The sequence below is a fragment of the Microbacterium esteraromaticum genome, from assembly GCF_014084045.1.
Classification (GTDB): domain Bacteria; phylum Actinomycetota; class Actinomycetes; order Actinomycetales; family Microbacteriaceae; genus Microbacterium; species Microbacterium esteraromaticum_D.
In genome coordinates this window covers 765,575-782,840 of record NZ_CP043732.1, presented here as the reverse complement: position 1 = coordinate 782,840, position 17,266 = coordinate 765,575, and the positions used below count along the sequence as shown (strand labels likewise).

Below are 17,266 nucleotides of genomic sequence, written 5' to 3'. Positions count from 1 at the left end.
CGAAGCGCGTCGAAACGCAAAGGAGCACAGCATGACTGACTCAGAGATCAGGAAGGGCCTCGCGGGTGTCGTCGCCGATGTGACGGCGATCAGCAAGGTGAACCCCGAGACCAACAGCCTGCTGTACCGCGGGTACCCCGTGCAGGAGCTGGCGGCGACGCAGTCGTTCGAGGCGGTCGCCTACCTGCTCTGGCACGGTGAGCTGCCCTCGGCGTCGCAGCTGGCGGAGTTCCGCGCGACCGAGCGCGCGCACCGCGCGCTGACCCCTGAGGTCAAAGCAGCGATCGACGCCCTGCCGCTCGACTCGCACCCCATGGACGAGGTGCGCACGGCGGTCAGCGTGATCGGCGCATTCGAGACCGCGGGTACAGGCAATGTGCTCGACGCCGTCGGCACTCCCGAGCAGAACCTGCAGCGCAGCCTGCAGCTGTTCGCCGTGCTGCCGGCCATCGTCTCCTACGGGCAGCGCCGCCGCCGCGGACAGGAGATCGTCGAGTCGCGCGACGACCTCGACTACGCCGCGAACTTCCTCTGGCTCACGTTCGGCGAGGAGCCGCACGAGGCCGTGGTCGACGCGTTCAACCGATCGATGATCCTGTACGCAGAGCACTCGTTCAACGCCTCGACCTTCACCGCCCGCGTGATCACGTCGACCCTGAGCGACCTGTACTCGGCGGTCGTCGGCGCGATCGGCGCCCTCAAGGGCCCGCTGCACGGCGGCGCCAACGAGGCCGTCATGCACATCTTCGACGAGATCGGCTCGGCCGACCGCGTCGAGGAGTGGCTCGACGCCGCACTCGCCGAGAAGCGCAAGATCATGGGCTTCGGTCACCGGGTGTACAAGCGCGGCGACTCGCGCGTGCCGACGATGAAGGCGGCCCTCGACACGCTGGTCGAGCACTACGACCGGCCCGACGTCGCCGAGCTGTACGAGAAGCTCGAGAGCGAGTTCGTCGAGCGCAAGGGCATCTACCCGAATCTCGACTATCCATCGGGGCCGGCCTACAACCTGATCGGCTACGACACCCTCACGTTCACGCCGCTGTTCATCGCCGCGCGCATCGTCGGCTGGACGGCGCACATCCGCGAGCAGCAGGCCTCGAACGCGCTGATCCGCCCATTGTCGGCGTACAACGGCGTCGACGAGCGGCACATCGAGGCATACCAGCCCGACACCGCCGCGATCGAGGTGCAGGAGCGCCCCGAGGAGGCCGCCGGCTGACCGGCATCCCTCCCTCGCCTCGTCGTGGCTTCTCGGCACGGTGGGGCGCGGGCGGGGCCGAGCTACTGGCGATCGCGGGGGTGGGTGCCGGTGCGCTGGCCGGATTCGAGCGCGGCGATCGTGGCGAGATCATCGTCGTCGAGCTCGAAGCCGTCGAGGTCGAGATTCTGACGCAGCCGCTCGGGATGCACCGACTTGACGACCGCGGCTCCGCCCAGCTGCAGGTGCCACCGAAGCACGATCTGGGCCACCGAGACGGCGTGCTTCGCTGCGATGCGCACGAGGGTCGGGTCGTCGAGCAGCCGGCCTCGGCCGAGGGGGCTCCACGCCTGCGTGACGATGCCATGCTCGTCGTGGAAGGAACGCAGGGCGTGCTGCGGCAGCCACGGATGCGACTCCACCTGGTTGAGTGCGGGCACGACACCTGTCTCGTCGATCAGGCGACGCAGATCGTCCGCCTCGAAGTTGGCGACGCCGATCGTGCGCACGCGTCCCTGCTGCTGCAGCTCGATGAACCCGCGCCAGACGTCGACGAATGCGCCGCGCGAGGAGCGCGGCCAGTGGATCAGGTACAGATCGAGCGGGCCGATGCCCAGCTCGCGCTCGGTCTCGGCGAAGTCCTCGAGCGCCTGCGCGCGGCTCTGCACGGGATCGCCCCAGAACTTCGAGGCCACGAGCAGATCGTCACGGCGCCCTGATGATCGGATCGCCTCGCCCAGCTCGCGCTCGTTGCCGTAGAAGCTGGCGCCGTCGATCAGCCGGTAGCCGGCTTCGATGCCCGCGAGGGTCACCTCGGACGTCTGCGCGATCGGCACCTTGTAGAGGCCGAGGCCCACGGAGGGCAGGCGGGTGCCGTCGTTCAGGTCGAGGGTTGCGGGCATGCCGACATCCTGACACGTGCCGTGCCGGACGAGGGTCGGGCGCGTGGCGGCGATCCTGAGCGGTCGTCCGTGAGCGGTCGTCCGTGAGTGGTCGTCCCGTGAGCGGTCGTCCCCTGAGCGGTCGTCGGCGCTCGGTCGACATCCGGCGAGTGCAACGTTGTAGAGTTGGCGACGAGATTGGGGGACCAAGTGGCGGCGACTCTGCATGACGTGGCGAAGGTGGCCGGCGTGTCGATCAAGACGGTCTCGAACGTCATCAACGACTACCCGCACATCCGCCCCACGACGAGGGCGAAAGTCGAAGCGGCCATCGCCCAGCTCGGGTACACGCCCAATCTGACCGCGCGCAACCTTCGGTCGGGTCGAACGGGTGCGATCGCGCTCGCCGTGCCCGATCTCGGGCTGGCGTACTTCGGCGAGCTCGCCGCCCAGCTCATCCACGAGGCCGAGGCGGCCGGAGTCGTGGTGCTCGTCGAGCAGACGGGAGGCGACCGCGGGCGCGAGCTCGAGCTTCTGCGCAGCCCGAGGCTCAAGCTCACCGACGGGCTGATCTTCAGCCCCTTGGGCATGGGGCAGGAGGACGTCGCGGCTCTCGATGTGCCGTATCCGATGGTCCTGCTCGGCGAGCGCATCTTCGACGGCCCCACCGATCACGTCACCATGCGCAACGTGGAGGCCGCACGGGCTGCGACGGAGTACCTGATCGCATCGGGGCGCCGGAGGATCGCGGTCGTCGGCGCCCATGAGGGCGAGGTGATCGGCTCGGCGGGATTGCGGCTGAGAGGGTATCGGGAAGCGCTCGAGGCGGCAGGCATCCCCTTCGACGAGAGCATCGTCGGCTATACGACGCTCTGGCACCGTGCGAACGGCGCGCGTTCGATGCATGAACTGCTCGAGCGCGGAGGCCCGTTCGACGCGGTGTTCGGGTTGAACGACACTCTCGCCCTGGGTGCGATGCGCGTGCTGCAGGAGGCCGGGCGGCATGTGCCCGACGACGTCGCCGTCGTCGGCTTCGACGGGCTGGACGAGGCCGCGTACTCGATCCCATCGCTGACCACGGTCGACCCCGGTCGCTCCTGGATCGCGAGCACAGCGGTGACCGCGCTGTGCGATCGCATCGCGCAGGGCGGCGGGCTCGACGGGCCGCGCACCCTGCTCGCGGACTTCAGCATCATCGAACGCGAGTCCGCTCCGCGCTGATCGCGATCAGGGCGCGGTGCGACGGTGAAGCCGACGCGCTTCTACATCGTTAGAGAAATCGCTTGACGCGCGCGAGGCAAGCGCATATCTTCTTCTTGTACATCGTTGTAAAACAGAGGATCGAGAATGACAGCTGCACGCTCCGGTCGGCGTCCCGACATCGTTCTGATCCTCGCCGACGACATGGGCTACTCGGATCTGGGGTGCTTCGGCGGAGACATCGACACGCCTGTCCTGGATCGGATCGCTGCAGACGGGGTGCGGTTCACCCAGTTCTACAACTCACCTCGATGCTCTCCCACCCGCGCGAGCCTGCTCACCGGGCTTCACCCGCACCAGGTGGGCATCGGCATCCTGACGGGCGACGAGCGGCCCGACGGCTACGCCGGGGATCTCGCCGAGGGCTCCCACACGATCGCCGAACTGCTGGGCGCATCGGGGTACCGCACCTACATGTCAGGCAAATGGCACCTGTCCGCCGACATGGAGACGCCCACGAGCTCGTGGCCCAACCGAAGGGGCTTCGATCGCGTCTTCGGAACCATCGAAGGCGCCGGCTCGTACTTCACCCCGGTGTCGCTCCACGAGGACGAACGCGACGCCTCCGTCGAGTGGGACGATCCCGACTTCTACTACACCGAGGCCATCGGCAGGCGGGCCGCCGGCTTCATCGCCGACCATGCAGGCCGGCAGCCCGACCAGCCGCTGTTCCTCTACGCGGCGTTCACGGCCCCGCATTGGCCCCTCCACGCGCCAGAGGCCGAGATCAGCCGCTACGAGGGGCGGTTCGACGAAGGCTGGGACGTGCTTCGGGAGCGGCGACTGCAGCACATGCAGGCGCAGGGTCTGCTGCCCGAGGACCAGCTGCTGAGCCCAAGGGACAGCATGGTCCCGGCGTGGGACGACGTGGACCACAAGGGCTGGCAGGCCCGTCGCATGGAGGTGTACGCGGCGCAGGTCACGGCCATGGACCGGGCCGTGGGGGAGATCGTCGACGCTCTCGCCGCGGCGGGTCGTCTGGACGATGCGCTCATCGTCTTCCTTTCCGACAACGGAGCCTGCGAGGAGGAGATGCCTCCAGGCGGAGATCCGTCGTTCGCGCAGCTGCCGATGGTTCCCCGGTCGAGCCGCGACGGGCGTCCCGTCCGGCTTGCCAACAGCGCGGAGGTGGAGCCGGGCGGGGAGGACACTTTCACGAGCTACGGGCGGGAATGGGCCAATGTCTCGGCTGCACCGTTCCGCGAGTACAAGCACTGGGTGCACGAGGGCGGCATCTCCACTCCGCTGATCGTCTCTGGGCCCGCGGTGACAGAACCTCGCATCTGTCATGAACCCGCCCAGCTCGTCGACCTGCTGCCGACGTTCCTGGAGCTCGCGGGCGCCCACTACCCTCCCGCACGGGGCGAGCACGCGGTTCCCGCGCCCGAGGGCATCAGCCTCTCGCCCGTGTTCGGAGGCGAAGCGCTCCCCGAACGGCCCCTGTTCTGGGAGCACGAGGGCAACGCGGCCGTGCGCGTGGGCCGCTGGAAGCTCGTGCGTCGACACGGCGAGCCGTGGGCGCTGCACGACATGCGGCGCGATCGCGCCGAGCTGACCGATCTCTCCCCGGTGCACCCGGAGATCGTGCGCGACCTCGCTCAGCGCTACGACGACTGGGCCGCGCGCGTAGGAGTGATCCCCCGGCAGCGGATCCTGGAGGCTGCCGCTCGCCGGAGGCGACACAGCCCCGCGTGAAGACCTGCACCCCGGGCACGCCCGGAAACCCTGGCCCATCCGCAACCCACCGGTGGGCGAACGCTATCAAGGAGGATCAGCAATGAAGTCACCACTCAGAAGAGGCGGTACGGCCCTGGCCGCTGCCGTCTTCGGCGCGACGGCGCTCGTCGCGTGCTCTCCAGCGGGCACCGCGGGATCAGACGGCCCCGTCACGGTCGATGTCTGGCACGGCTTCACCGAGGCCGACGGCAAGGTCGTGCAGCGCCTGGCGGACGAGTTCAACGAGTCGCAGGACGACTACCGGGTGAAGATCGAGGTGAACCCCTGGAATGTCATCACCGACAAGCTGCTGCCGGCGATGTCCTCGGGCAACGGTCCCGCCCTCGTCGTGCAGGGCGTCGACGCGGGGCAGGGCTACGTACGGCAGGGGGTGTTCGCCTCGCTGCAGTCGTTCTACGACGATCCGGAGAACGAGACCGAGACCTACTACGAGCACGTCGTCGACTACACGGTCTTCGACGGCGAGACCTATGGCGTCCCGATGGGGTACGCGCCGTTCGCCGTCTGGTACAACAAGGACATGTTCGCTGCGGCGGGCGTCACCGAGTTCCCGCAGACGCAGGACGAGTGGATCGCCCTCGCGAAGAAGCTCACCGTCGACGAGAACGGTGACGGAACGCCCGAGATCTACGGCCTCTCCCTCGCCGACAAGGCGACGACCTTCCTCCCCACCTGGCTGGAGGCAGGCGGGGGAGACGTGTTCGCCGACGGTGAGGTCGTGCTCGACACTCCGCAGAATGTGAAGACGCTCGAGTGGTGGCGCGACGCATACGCGGAGAACTGGGGGCCGACGAACATCACGCTTCCGGAGGCCGTCGACCTGTTCAAGGCAGGCAAGGCCGCGATGGTCGTGATCGGTCCCTGGATGATCGGCATCGCCGACAGCGTCGGGCTCGATGTCGGCGTGTTCGAGGTGCCCGCAGGCGAGGAGAAGCGAGCGGCGCAGGCGGCGGCGAACTACTGGTGGCTCACCTCACAGGGAGCGAAGGACGAGAGGGTCGCCGAGGGTGCGCAGGCGTTCCTCCGGTACTTCAACTCGCACGACTCCCAGATCGAGTGGGCGCTCGAGGGGAACTACCCGCCGAATCGCGACGACATCACCGCTGACGAGCTCGCCGAGAATCCGTTCGTCGCGGAGATGCTCCCGTTCACCGAGAACACGTACATCCGTCTGGCCGACCTGCCCGGAGGACTGACCGATGTCAACGCCGAGCTCGACACGCTGTCGCAGAAGGTGACGCACGGCGAGGACGACATCGCAGGAGCGGTCGCCGAGACGAGCGGCAAGCTCGCCGGCATCCTGTCCGAATTCGAATAGCAGTCCATGAGGGGCGGCTCAGCCGCCCCTCATCCCGAACCTGGAGATCCGGCCATGTCAACGGTCACGAGAACCAAGCCCTACCGGCCCCCCGCGCCCCTGGGAGGACGCCGCCGAGAACTGCGCGTCAATGATCGACGGCGCCTGCTCACGGCCATGGGCTTTCTGGGGCCGGCCCTCGCCATCATCGTCGCGTTCGTGTTCATCCCCGCCGGCACCGCTCTGTGGACCTCGTTCACCGACGCGAGCGGATTCGGCACGGCGGAGTGGGTGGGGCTCGACAACTACGTCCGTGCCCTGACGACGCCGTCCGTGCTCCGAGCCCTGTTGAACACCGTGCTCTACGCTGCGATGTACGCGCCGGCCGTGGTCATCGTCGGCCTGTGCGCAGCGCTGCTGCTCAACCGGACCGACATCCCTTTCAGGTCGTTCTTCCGCACGGCGATCTTCCTGCCGTTCGTGATCTCGATGGCGGTCGCGTCTCTGGCGTGGAGCTTCCTGCTCGACCCCAACCTCGGCCTCGTCCCGTACTGGCTGAGCAGCGTCGGCGTGAACATGAAGGACGTCTTCTCCGACCCGGTCACCGCCCTGCCCGCTGTCACGGCGGTCGCGGTCTGGAAGTCGTTCGGATACTTCATGGTCATCTTCCTCGCCGGGCTGCAGGGCGTTCCGAAGCACCTCTACGAGGCCGCACGACTCGACGGCGCCGGACCATGGCGCACCTTCCGCGCGGTGACGCTGCCCGGGCTCAGCGGCACCATGACCTTCGTGGTGATCTTCGCTCTGATCGGGGCGTTCCAGGCGTTCGACCAGATCTACATCATGACCCAGGGCGGTCCGGACCACGCCACCGAGACGATCGTGTACCGCATCTACACCGACGGGTTCCGGGACTTCAAGCTCGGGTTCGCCTCCGCGCTCTCGTACCTCCTGCTGACCATCACCCTGATCCTCGGCCTGTTCCAGCTGCGCGCAGGTGCCAAGCGCGAGAAGGACTTCGAATGACCGTCACCATGACCGAGCGTCTCACCACGTCGGCCGTCGGCCCACGCCGCAGACGCCCTCGCACATCGCTCTGGCAGCGCGGCGGGGTGATGATCGCGCTGATCGCCCTGACGGTCGTCACCGCGTTCCCCATCCTCGTCGTCGCGCTGTCCGCCTTCTCGCCGGAGGCCGAGGTCAACTCCTGGCCCCCGAGCCTGGTGCCGTCGCAGCTCACGATCGCGAACTTCGTGGAACTCGCCGAACGGCTCCCCGTGATCCAGCAGTCCTGGAACTCGCTGGTCTTCGCCGGCGCGGTGACCGGATGCGCACTCGTCCTGAACGCGCTCGCGGCGTATGCCCTGGCGCGCATCGACTTCCGCGGCAAGACGGTGATCTTCACGATCCTCATCGCGACGATGATGATCCCGTTCCAGGCGCTGCTCATCCCGATCTATCAGATGGTCTCCGGCCTCGGATGGGTGAACACGTTCCTGGGCCTGGTGATCCCCAGAGCAGCCGACGTCGCCGGCATCTTCCTGCTGCGCCAGTTCTTCGTGTCGCTCCCGCGCGACCTGGACTCGGCGGCACGGATCGACGGCGCCGGCGAAGTGAGGATCTTCTGGTCGATCATCCTGCCGAACGCGAAGCCGGCGCTGCTCACGATGGCGCTCTTCCACTTCGTCGGCAACTGGAACGACCTGCTGTGGCCCCTCATCATGACCAGCGACTCCGAGGTGCGCCCGCTCACCGCCGGACTGGCCCTGCTCACCGGCTCGGCCACGGGTGCCGCGCCGTACAGCGTGATGATGGCCGGTGCTCTGGTGGCGATCCTCCCGCTCGTCGTGCTCTACCTGCTCATCCAGCGCAAGTTCATCGAGGGCGTCGCCCTCACCGGTATGAAGGGATAGGAATCGTCGTGAAGTGGTTCGAAGACGGTCGACTGCATTTCGGCCTCGGCATCGAGGACACATTCGTTCCTCAAGCCGACGAGGGCGAGCGTCCGCTCGACGAGTACGAGCTGACCGAGCACTACCAGCACTTTCATTCCGACCTGGGGCTCGCGCGGGACGTGGGATGCGAGTTCATGCGCTGGGGCGTGCCGTGGTACCGCGTCAACCCGGCCCCCGGAGAGTGGGATTGGAGCTGGGTCGATCGGGTGATCGAGCGCTTCGACGAGCTCGGCATCCGTCCCATCATCGATCTGCTGCACTACGGAACCCCTCTGTGGGTCGAGCGCGAGTTCGCGCACCCGGACTTCGCGCGCTTCTTCGAGGAGTACGCCGCCCGCACGGCCGAACGCTACGCCACGACGGTCACCGACTACACCCCCGTCAACGAGCCCATGATCCACGCCAGATTCAGCGGCGACATCGGCTACTGGCCACCGAAGCTGAAGGGCGCGCAGGGCTACAACCGCATCGCCATGGCGCTCGCGGAAGGATTCGTGCGAGCTCAGCGCGCGATCTCCGACGTGCTGGGTCCGGATGCCACCTTCGTGCACGTGGATGCCTCCGCCCTCTTCGCCGGAGACGTCGACGGCGGGCACAGGGAGCTCGTCGACCTGCAGCGTCAGCAGTCGTTCCTCGTCGAGGACCTGGTGACCGGCCGCGTCGACGGACAGCACCCCCTGCTCGCATCGCTGAACGCGGGTGGCGTCTCCGACGACGTCCTCGCCTGGTTCCGCGATAACGCGGTGGCTCCCGACGTCATGGGCGTCAACTACTACCCGCGGCACTCGACCCAGCTGATGCAGGAGGGGGTCGTGCACGCCGGTGGGTTCATCGATCCCTGGCCGACGGAGGACATCGGCGTGAGCGGACTCGAGCAGCTCATGCGGACCTACGCCGAACGATACGGCGCGCCGGTCATGCTCACCGAGACATGCGTGACCGACACCCCCGAGGTGCGCATCGACTGGCTCGACCGCTCGGTGGCCTGCATCGACGGACTCCGGGCCGAGGGCATGGACATCGTCGGCTACACATGGTGGCCGCTGTTCGACATGTACGAATGGACCTACCGCCACGCCACCACTCCGCGCGCCGACGCGCTGCTGACCATGGGGCTGTTCGATCTGGTCGAGACCGACGACGGCCTGGCCCGTCGCCGCAATCCGGTCGCGGATCGGTTCCGCCACCACGCCACCCGCGCCCTGCCTGCGAGGAGACCTGCATGACTGTCGTCTATCAGGGTGTGGCCGGCGAGACCGGACCGCTGTACACCCGACTGCTTCACACCGACCCGCAGGGACCTCACGGCGGTGCGCTGTTTCTGACGGCCGAGATCTACCGGGAGCGCGAGCCCTGGGGAGCGGTCTTCCCCGTGTACCGCAGCGATGACGGCGGCCACTCGTGGCGGCTCGTATCCGAGGTCGCCGACGAGCAGTTCCGGGTCGGCAATCGGTACCAGCCGATGCTGTTCGAGCTGCCCGCCGACTGGGCGGGGCTCTCCCGCGGGACCCTGCTCCTGGCGGGCAACTCGTTCCCCGCAGACGGATCGAGCACACGTCTGGTCGTCTACTCCAGCGACGACGGTGTGTCGTGGCGCTTCCTGAGCGAGGTCGACGCCGGAGGACCGGCGGAGTACGACTGGCGGCCCACCGCGGAGACGACGGCCATCTGGGAGCCGCACCTCGACCTCGTGGACGGCAGGCTCGTCTGCTACTACGCGGACGAACGACGCAAGGCTGATCGGATGCTGCAGGTTCTGGTGCATCGAACCGCACGCACCCCCGACGAGTGGTCTGAGGCGCACCTCGACTTCGGCGTCGCAGACGAGTTCACCAGGCCGGGGATGTTCGTCAGCACAGGACGCATGCCCGACGGACGCTACCGCGCCGTCTTCGAGGTCGTGGGTCCGCGGGACGTGCCGATCCGCTTCGCCGAGTCGCCGGACGGCCTGGATTGGGCGGATGCCGCCGACCTCGGCACACGGTTGCGCACGGACGACGGCGTCGCGCTGTCCGGCACGCCGAATGTGTCATGGCACGTGGACGCGAGCGGGCGCACCGTCGTCATAGCGACGGGTCGTCTCGCCCTCGACAGTCGTGGTGACGCCGTGAACCGGGGACTGGTGAACCTCGCCGGCGGTGTCGGCGCATGGCAGTCGTTCGAGCTCCCGGTGCCCGCAACGCGAGCGCTCGAGGGCGACTCGTCCGGCTACAGCCAGAGCGTCATCTGCAATGCGGAGGGGGATCTCGTCCAGGCGACGACGGTCCGCAATGCCGCAGGGAGTCACGACATCGTCGTCGCAGTCGCGACGCCGCCATGGTGACTCCCCTCCATACCGAATCACTCCCCTCGAAGGAAGGCACCTCCATGCCCAGTGCACGCATGACCATCGATCCGCATTTCACGGTGGGGCGCGTTCAGCGGCGCCTGTTCGGCGGGTTCGTCGAGCACCTCGGCCGTCACATCTACGACGGCATCCACGAGCCAGGTCACCCCACTGCAGACGCCGAGGGGTTCCGTCAGGATGTCATCGATCTCGTCCGGGAGCTGGGCGTCTCGACCATCCGCTATCCGGGCGGGAACTTCGTCTCGGGGTTCCGGTGGGAGGACTCCGTCGGACCGCGCGAGAGCCGGCCTCGACGGCTCGACCTCGCCTGGCACTCCACCGAGACGAATGAAGTGGGGCTGCACGAGTTCTCCTCCTGGCTCGAGAAGGTCGGCAGTGACATGATGCTCGCCGTGAACCTTGGCACCAGGGGCACGCAGGAGGCACTCGACCTCCTCGAGTACGCGAACATCGCGGGGGCACCGAGTTCAGCGAGCAGCGTCGCCGGAACGGCAGGGACGCCCCGTTCGCCGTGGAGATGTGGTGTCTCGGCAACGAGATGGACGGGCCGTGGCAGGTCGGCCACCGATCCGCCGACGACTACGGCAGGCTCGCGGCGCGCACAGCCCGGGCGATGCGCATGATCGACCCGGATCTGAAGCTGGTCGTCTGCGGTTCGTCGAGCGCCCACATGCCCACCTTCGGAGAGTGGGAGCGCGTCGTTCTCAGCCACACCTACGACGAGGTCGACTACATCTCCTGCCACGCCTACTACGAGGAGCGCGACGGCGACCTCGGATCGTTCCTCGCCTCGGCCGTCGACATGGACGGATTCATCGAGAAGGTGGTCGCGACGGCCGACCACGTCGGAGCCGTGCGAGGGAGCACCAAGCGGATCGATGTCTCCTTCGACGAGTGGAACGTCTGGTACAACGACCGCTTCGAGGGCGAGGGCAAGCTCGAGGGGATCGCCAACTGGCCGACGGCCCCGCGCCTGCTCGAGGACTCGTACTCCGTCGCCGATGCCGTGGTCGTCGGAAACCTGCTGATCTCGCTGATCAAGCACGCAGACCGTGTCACCAGCGCGTCGCTCGCTCAGCTCGTCAACGTGATCGCCCCGATCATGACCGAGCCAGGCGGACCGACGTGGCGGCAGACCACCTTCTTCCCCTTCGCGATCACCTCGCGCCTCGCCCAGGGGCAGGCGCTCGAGCTGAAGCTCGACGCTCCGACCTACGCGACCGCCGTGTACGGTGACGTGCCGCTCGTGGACGCCGTGGCGACGCATGACGCGGAATCCGGCCGCTCGGCCGTGTTCCTGGTGAACCGCAGCGAGACCGAACCGACGACTGTGACGATCGATGTCGCAGCGCTGGGTGAGGTGGGCGTCCTCGAGACCCACACCCTCGCCGACGATGAGGACGTGTATGCGCGCAACACGCTGGAGCAGCCGGAGCGCGTCACGGTGCGGGTCAACGACTCGGCGCAGATCCGAGACGGCGAACTCCACGTGACGCTGCCGCCCGTCTCGTGGACGGCCATCGCGCTGGGCTCGTGATCCGGACGATCGTTCTCGCGAACCACCCGCGGCCCGTAGGAGGATCGACGGGTGAACGCTGAGCGCAACTGGGCAGGCAACCTCCGCTACGCGGCGTCGTCGGTGCGGCATCCCGAGTCGGTCGACGAGCTGCGGGCGGAGGTGACGGCCGGCGGGCGGGTGCGCATGCTCGGCACCCGACACTGCTTCAACGATCTCGCCGACACCGACGGCAGCCTGGTGGAGCTCGACCGGATGCCTCGGGTGATCGAGGTGAACGAGGCGCGCGACGCCGTGCGGGTCGGCGGCGGCCTGCGGTACGGCGACATCGCCCCGGCGCTGGAGTGCGAGGGCCTGGCGCTCGCGAACCTCGCGTCGCTGCCCCACATCTCGGTCGCGGGTGCTGTGGCCACCAGCACGCATGGGTCGGGTGACGGGATCGGCTCACTGGCATCTGCCGTGCGGGCACTCACCATCCTCACGGCCGACGGCGAACTTCGCGAGCTGCGCCGGGGCGACCCTGGTTTCGACGGCGCCGTGGTGTCGCTCGGAGCCCTGGGCGCGGTCATCGATCTCACGCTCGACGTCGAGCCGACCTACGCTGTCGCCCAGCATGTGTACGAGGGTCCGCGATGGGACTCGATCCTCGACGATCTCGATGCCGTGACCGGCGCCGGCACCAGCGTGAGCATCTTCACCCGGTGGCAGGGAATCGATGCCGCCGATCAGCTGTGGGTCAAGCAGCGTCGGCCCGATCGCCGTGCCGCCGAGCGCAGCGATCTGATCGCCGCGCTGGGGGCGACAGCCGCGACGGGCAAGCGCCATCCGATCATCGGCGTCGACCCGCAGGCCTGCAGCGAGCAGGAGGGCTCCCCGGGGGAGTGGTTCGAACGGCTTCCGCACTTCCGCCTCGCCTTCACGCCGTCGGCGGGCGCTGAGCTGCAGAGCGAGTACCTCGTACCGCGCGGCGATGCCGTCGCAGCGATCGAAGCCGTGCGCAGCCTGGCGGAGCGGATCGCGTCGCTGCTGCTGGTGAACGAGATCCGCACCGTCCGTGCCGACGACCTGTGGCTGAGCTCGTCGTACGGGACGGATGCCGTGGGCATCCACTTCACCTGGAAGCCGGACGAGCCCGCGGTCAGAGAGCTGCTGCCGGTCGTCGAGGCCGCTCTTCCGGCATCCGCTCGCCCCCACTGGGGGAAGATCTCGACTCTGGATGCGGTGGAGGTGCGCTCACGCTATCCGCGCTGGCAGGACTTCGCCGCGCTGGTGGCGCGCTTCGACCCCGAGCGGAGATTCGTGAACGGCTACCTGGAGCGGCTCGGTCTGTGAACGCCTCACCTGCGGAGGAGCGCTGTCGCCCGCAAAGACGCGCAGCGCGACGGGCCGTACACTCGGGACGATGAGCGGGTCAGACGAGATGCGCACGCGCACAGTCGGCGTCCGCGAGGTCGCGGCGCTCGCCGGAGTGTCGAGACAGACGGTGTCGCGGGTGCTGAACGAGCACCCCGAGGTCGCCGCTGCGACCCGCGAGCGCGTCCTCTCGGCGATGGCCGAGCTCGGATACCGCATGAACAACGCGGCGCGCGCCCTCGGCACCCGCCGGTCGCGCACCCTCGGGGTGCTCGCGTCGGATGCCCTGCAGTACGGGCCGTCGCGCAGCCTGGCGGCGATCGAGGCGCAGGCGCGCATCGCCGGCTACTGGGTGAGCGCCGCGTTCGCCGACGCAGGGGATGCGGATGCCGTCGTCGGGGCCGTGGAGCATCTCGCCTCTCAGGGGGTGGAGGGCATCGTCGTCGTGGCGCCCCACGCCCGCACGCTCGATGCGCTCGACGCGCTGCAGATCGGCGTGCCGATCGTCACGCTGCATTCCTCCGAGCATGGAGCGCGCGGGCTGTCGGTCGATCAGGCTGCCGGGGCGCGGCTTGCGGTGGCGGCGCTCGCCGACGCAGGGCACACGCGGATCGCCCACCTGGCGGGACCAGCAGACTGGCTCGAGGCCGAGTCGCGTGCACAGGGCTATGCCGCCGAGCTCGCCGCAAGAGGCATCCCGGCCGGGCCGGTGCTCGTGGGGGACTGGTCTGCGGCATCCGGGCATGCGGCAGCCGATGCGGTTCGCGACTCCAGGGCGACGGCGGTGTTCAGCGCAAATGATCAGATGGCCCTCGGCCTCATCACCGGGCTGCGCGAGTCGGGGCTCGACGTGCCGCGCGATGTCAGCGTCGTCGGCTTCGACGACGTTCCGGATGCCGGGTTCTACTGGCCACGACTGACGACGGTTCGCCAGGACTTTGACGAGCTCGCCCGTCGCGCCGTGAGCGCTGTGCTCGGCGATGCGTCGGCGCCCAGCGACCCGGTGGTTCCCGTGCTGATCGCTCGGGAGTCGATCGCGCCGCCCCGGCGCTGAGCGCGCCGCTGCCGCAGCGCTCCGCTGCCGCCGCGCTCCGCTGCCGCAGCGCGCACTTGCTGCGGCGCGCACGGATGTCGGCTCGGCGCACAGATGTCGGCGAGAACCGCCGAATCGCGCCGACATCCGTCGGATCCGCCGACATCCGTGCGGTAGCGACATCGGTGTCGCGCGGACATCCGTGCAGTGCCGACATCTGTGCGGCGCCGACATCTGTCGGATCCGCCGACATCCGTGCAGTGCCGACGATCGTCTCCGCCGCCATCCGCGCGTCGCCGGCAGTGCGGCAGCGGTTGACCCACCACGCACTCTCGTGCCACACTGACCGTGACCGGTCACAGTGGCCGGCGTGATGAGGTGCCCGTGACCAGTGCAGTTCCCGCCTTCACTCCCGACGTCGAGGCAGCGATCCGATCCGTCCGCGAAGACGTCGCCCGCCTGCACGGCGAACTGGTCCGCTACGGCCTCGTCGTCTGGACCGGTGGCAACGTCTCGGGCCGCGTGCCCGGCGCCGACCTCTTCGTCATCAAGCCCAGCGGTGTCTCGTACGACGACCTCGCACCCGAGAACATGATCCTCTGCGACCTCGACGGCACGGTCATCCCCGGCAGCGAGGGCAGCGATCGCTCGCCGTCGAGCGACACCGCCGCGCACGCCTACGTGTACCGCCACATGCCCGAGGTCGGCGGGGTCGTGCACACCCACTCGACCTACGCCGTAGCCTGGGCCGCGCGCGGCGAGGAGATCCCCTGCGTCATCACGGCCATGGCCGACGAGTTCGGCGGCCCCATCCCCGTCGGTCCTTTCGCGATCATCGGCGACGACTCGATAGGTCGCGGAATCGTCGACACCCTCCGCGGGCACCGCTCGCGTGCCGTGCTGATGCAGAACCACGGGCCGTTCACGATCGGGGTCGACGCGAAGGATGCGGTCAAGGCCGCCGTCATGGTCGAGGACGTCGCGCGCACGGTGCATCACGCCCGCGAGGCAGGTCCCCTCATCCCCATCCCCCGCAGTCGATCGACGCCCTCTTCGACCGGTACCAGAACGTGTACGGCCAGAACTCGGACGCACGTCGATGAGCGCCACCGCAGAGACCATCCGATCCGGTCGCACGGCACTCGGCATCGAACTCGGCTCGACGCGCATCAAGGCATGCCTGATCGATGCCGCCACCCATGAGGTGCTCGCCACCGGCTTCCACGACTGGGAGAACCGGTACGAGGACCGCCTGTGGACCTACTCGCTCGAGTCCGTCTGGACCGGGCTGCAGGAGGCATACGCCGGTCTGGTCGCCGACACGCATGACCGCTACGGCGTCCGACCAGGCGCCTTCGCGGCGATCGGCGTCTCGGCCATGATGCACGGCTACCTCGCGTTCGACCGCGCAGACAACCTGCTCGTGCCGTTCCGAACCTGGCGCAACACCAGCACCGGTCCCGCCGCGGCGGAGCTCAGCGAGCTGCTGGGCGTGAACATCCCCCTGCGCTGGTCGATCGCCCACCTGCGCCAGGCGCAGCTCGACGCCGAGGCGCACGTCGGCGAGGTCCGCTTCCTCACCACGCTGGCCGGCTACGTGCACTGGCAGCTCACCGGACGCCGCGTGCTCGGCGTGGGCGACGCCTCGGGCATGTTCCCGATCGACTCCGCCGGAGCGGACTACGATCAGGCGCTCGTCGAGCGGTTCGACTCCCACACCGGAGGAGACCTGCGGTCGCTGCTGCCCGAGGTGCTCGTCGCGGGACGGGATGCCGGGCGGCTCACCGCCGAGGGGGCGGCGCTGCTCGATCCGACCGGCGTGCTGCAACCGGGCATCCCCCTCTGCCCGCCGGAGGGCGACGCGGGCACGGGCATGGTGGCCACCAACGCCGTCGCCCCCCGCACCGGAAATGTCAGCGCCGGCACCAGCATCTTCGCCATGGTCGTGCTCGAGCGTCCGCTCGCCGAGGCCCATCATGAGCTCGACCTGGTCACGACCCCGGCCGGCGACGCCGTCGCGATGGTGCACTGCAACAACGGCGCCAGCGAACTGGCGGCCTGGGTGGGCATGTTCTCCCGCTTCGCCGAGGCGTCGGGCGTGCCGCAGGCGCCGGATGCCGTCTTCGAGACCCTCTTCCGCGAAGCCCTCGATGGGGATGCCGACGCCGGCGGACTGCTCGCCTACAACCACCTCGCCGGCGAGCCCATCGCCGGATTGCATGAAGGCCGCCCGCTCTTCGTGCGCGCCCCCGACAGCCGCTTCACCCTCGCGAACGCGATGCGCGCTCAGCTGTACGGCGTGTTCGGCACGCTCGCCCTGGGCATGCAGGTGCTCGAGCGCGAGGGCGTCGCGATCGAGCGGATGTTCGCGCACGGAGGCATGTTCCGCACGGCCGGCGTCGCGCAGCGCTTCCTCGCTGCGGCGCTGAAGGCGCCCGTGGCGGTCGCAGACACGGCGTCCGAGGGCGGAGCATGGGGCATAGCGGTGCTCGCGGCCTTCCTCGGCTCCGAGGTCGCCCTCAGCGAGTACCTCGACACACGCGTCTTCGGCGGCGCCGGCATCCGCATCGCCGAGCCCGATCCGACCGACGTCGCCGGCTACGCCGCCTATCTCGACCGGTACCGCGCCGGCCTCGTCGTCGAAGCCGCAGCGATCACCGCTCTCTGACCACCGCCCGCGCATACA

Annotated in this window: 12 protein-coding genes and 2 pseudogenes; 13 read left to right on the top strand and 1 reads right to left on the bottom strand. The window is 68.8% G+C overall.

The window, feature by feature from the left end; translation table 11 throughout:
* Positions 1-31: 31 nt before the first annotated feature.
* The gene (locus FVO59_RS03790; protein WP_182254807.1) at positions 32-1,222 is read left to right on the top strand and encodes a bifunctional 2-methylcitrate synthase/citrate synthase; all 1,191 of its coding nucleotides are present in this window, start codon (positions 32-34) and stop codon (positions 1,220-1,222) included.
* A 62-nt stretch (positions 1,223-1,284) separates the two neighbouring features.
* Here the strand turns inward: FVO59_RS03790 and FVO59_RS03785 are convergent, their stop codons facing one another.
* Positions 1,285-2,103 carry an aldo/keto reductase gene (locus tag FVO59_RS03785; RefSeq protein WP_182254805.1) on the bottom strand — a complete coding sequence of 273 codons (819 nt, stop codon included), beginning with the start codon at positions 2,101-2,103 and terminating at the stop codon, positions 1,285-1,287.
* Positions 2,104-2,292: 189 nt separating this feature from the next.
* Here FVO59_RS03785 and FVO59_RS03780 point away from each other — a divergent pair, with 189 nt between their 5' ends.
* The 12 genes and pseudogenes from FVO59_RS03780 (at position 2,293) to FVO59_RS03725 (ending at position 17,248) form a co-directional block, all read left to right on the top strand.
* Positions 2,293-3,303: a LacI family DNA-binding transcriptional regulator gene (locus FVO59_RS03780; protein ID WP_182254803.1), complete on the top strand. Its 1,011-nt coding sequence runs from the start codon at positions 2,293-2,295 to the stop codon at positions 3,301-3,303.
* A 126-nt stretch (positions 3,304-3,429) separates the two neighbouring features.
* Entirely contained in the window at positions 3,430-5,037 is a 1,608-nt protein-coding gene (locus FVO59_RS03775; RefSeq protein WP_182254801.1) for an arylsulfatase, read from the top strand.
* A gap of 82 nt (positions 5,038-5,119) precedes the next feature.
* Complete coding sequence (locus FVO59_RS03770) at positions 5,120-6,397, top strand: ABC transporter substrate-binding protein (RefSeq protein ID WP_182254799.1); 1,278 nt, start codon at positions 5,120-5,122, stop codon at positions 6,395-6,397.
* Positions 6,398-6,451: 54 nt separating this feature from the next.
* Entirely contained in the window at positions 6,452-7,402 is a 951-nt protein-coding gene (locus tag FVO59_RS03765; RefSeq protein ID WP_182254797.1) for a carbohydrate ABC transporter permease, read from the top strand.
* Complete coding sequence (locus tag FVO59_RS03760) at positions 7,399-8,289, top strand: carbohydrate ABC transporter permease (protein WP_182254795.1); 891 nt, start codon at positions 7,399-7,401, stop codon at positions 8,287-8,289. The genes FVO59_RS03765 and FVO59_RS03760 overlap by 4 nt, the downstream gene beginning before the upstream one ends.
* Positions 8,290-8,297: 8 nt before the next feature.
* On the top strand, positions 8,298-9,557 hold the full coding sequence (locus FVO59_RS03755) for a family 1 glycosylhydrolase (RefSeq protein WP_259363421.1): 1,260 nt from the start codon (positions 8,298-8,300) through the stop codon (positions 9,555-9,557).
* On the top strand, positions 9,554-10,654 hold the full coding sequence (locus FVO59_RS03750) for a sialidase family protein (RefSeq protein WP_182254793.1): 1,101 nt from the start codon (positions 9,554-9,556) through the stop codon (positions 10,652-10,654). Before FVO59_RS03755 ends, FVO59_RS03750 begins: the two co-directional genes overlap by 4 nt.
* 44 nt (positions 10,655-10,698) lie before the next feature.
* Positions 10,699-12,215, top strand: a pseudogene (gene arfA, locus FVO59_RS03745) (arabinosylfuranosidase ArfA).
* Positions 12,216-12,266: 51 nt separating this feature from the next.
* The gene (locus tag FVO59_RS03740; protein ID WP_182254792.1) at positions 12,267-13,526 is read left to right on the top strand and encodes an FAD-binding protein; all 1,260 of its coding nucleotides are present in this window, start codon (positions 12,267-12,269) and stop codon (positions 13,524-13,526) included.
* Positions 13,527-13,596: 70 nt separating this feature from the next.
* Complete coding sequence (locus FVO59_RS03735; protein WP_259363420.1) at positions 13,597-14,601, top strand: LacI family DNA-binding transcriptional regulator; 1,005 nt, start codon at positions 13,597-13,599, stop codon at positions 14,599-14,601.
* Between the two features lie 363 nt (positions 14,602-14,964).
* Positions 14,965-15,683: pseudogene (locus tag FVO59_RS03730) on the top strand (class II aldolase/adducin family protein).
* Positions 15,680-17,248 (top strand): xylulokinase, encoded by a 1,569-nt coding sequence (locus FVO59_RS03725; RefSeq protein WP_182254790.1) that lies wholly within the window; start codon positions 15,680-15,682, stop codon positions 17,246-17,248. The pseudogene FVO59_RS03730 and the gene FVO59_RS03725 overlap by 4 nt, the downstream one beginning before the upstream one ends.
* Positions 17,249-17,266 lie beyond the last annotated feature (18 nt).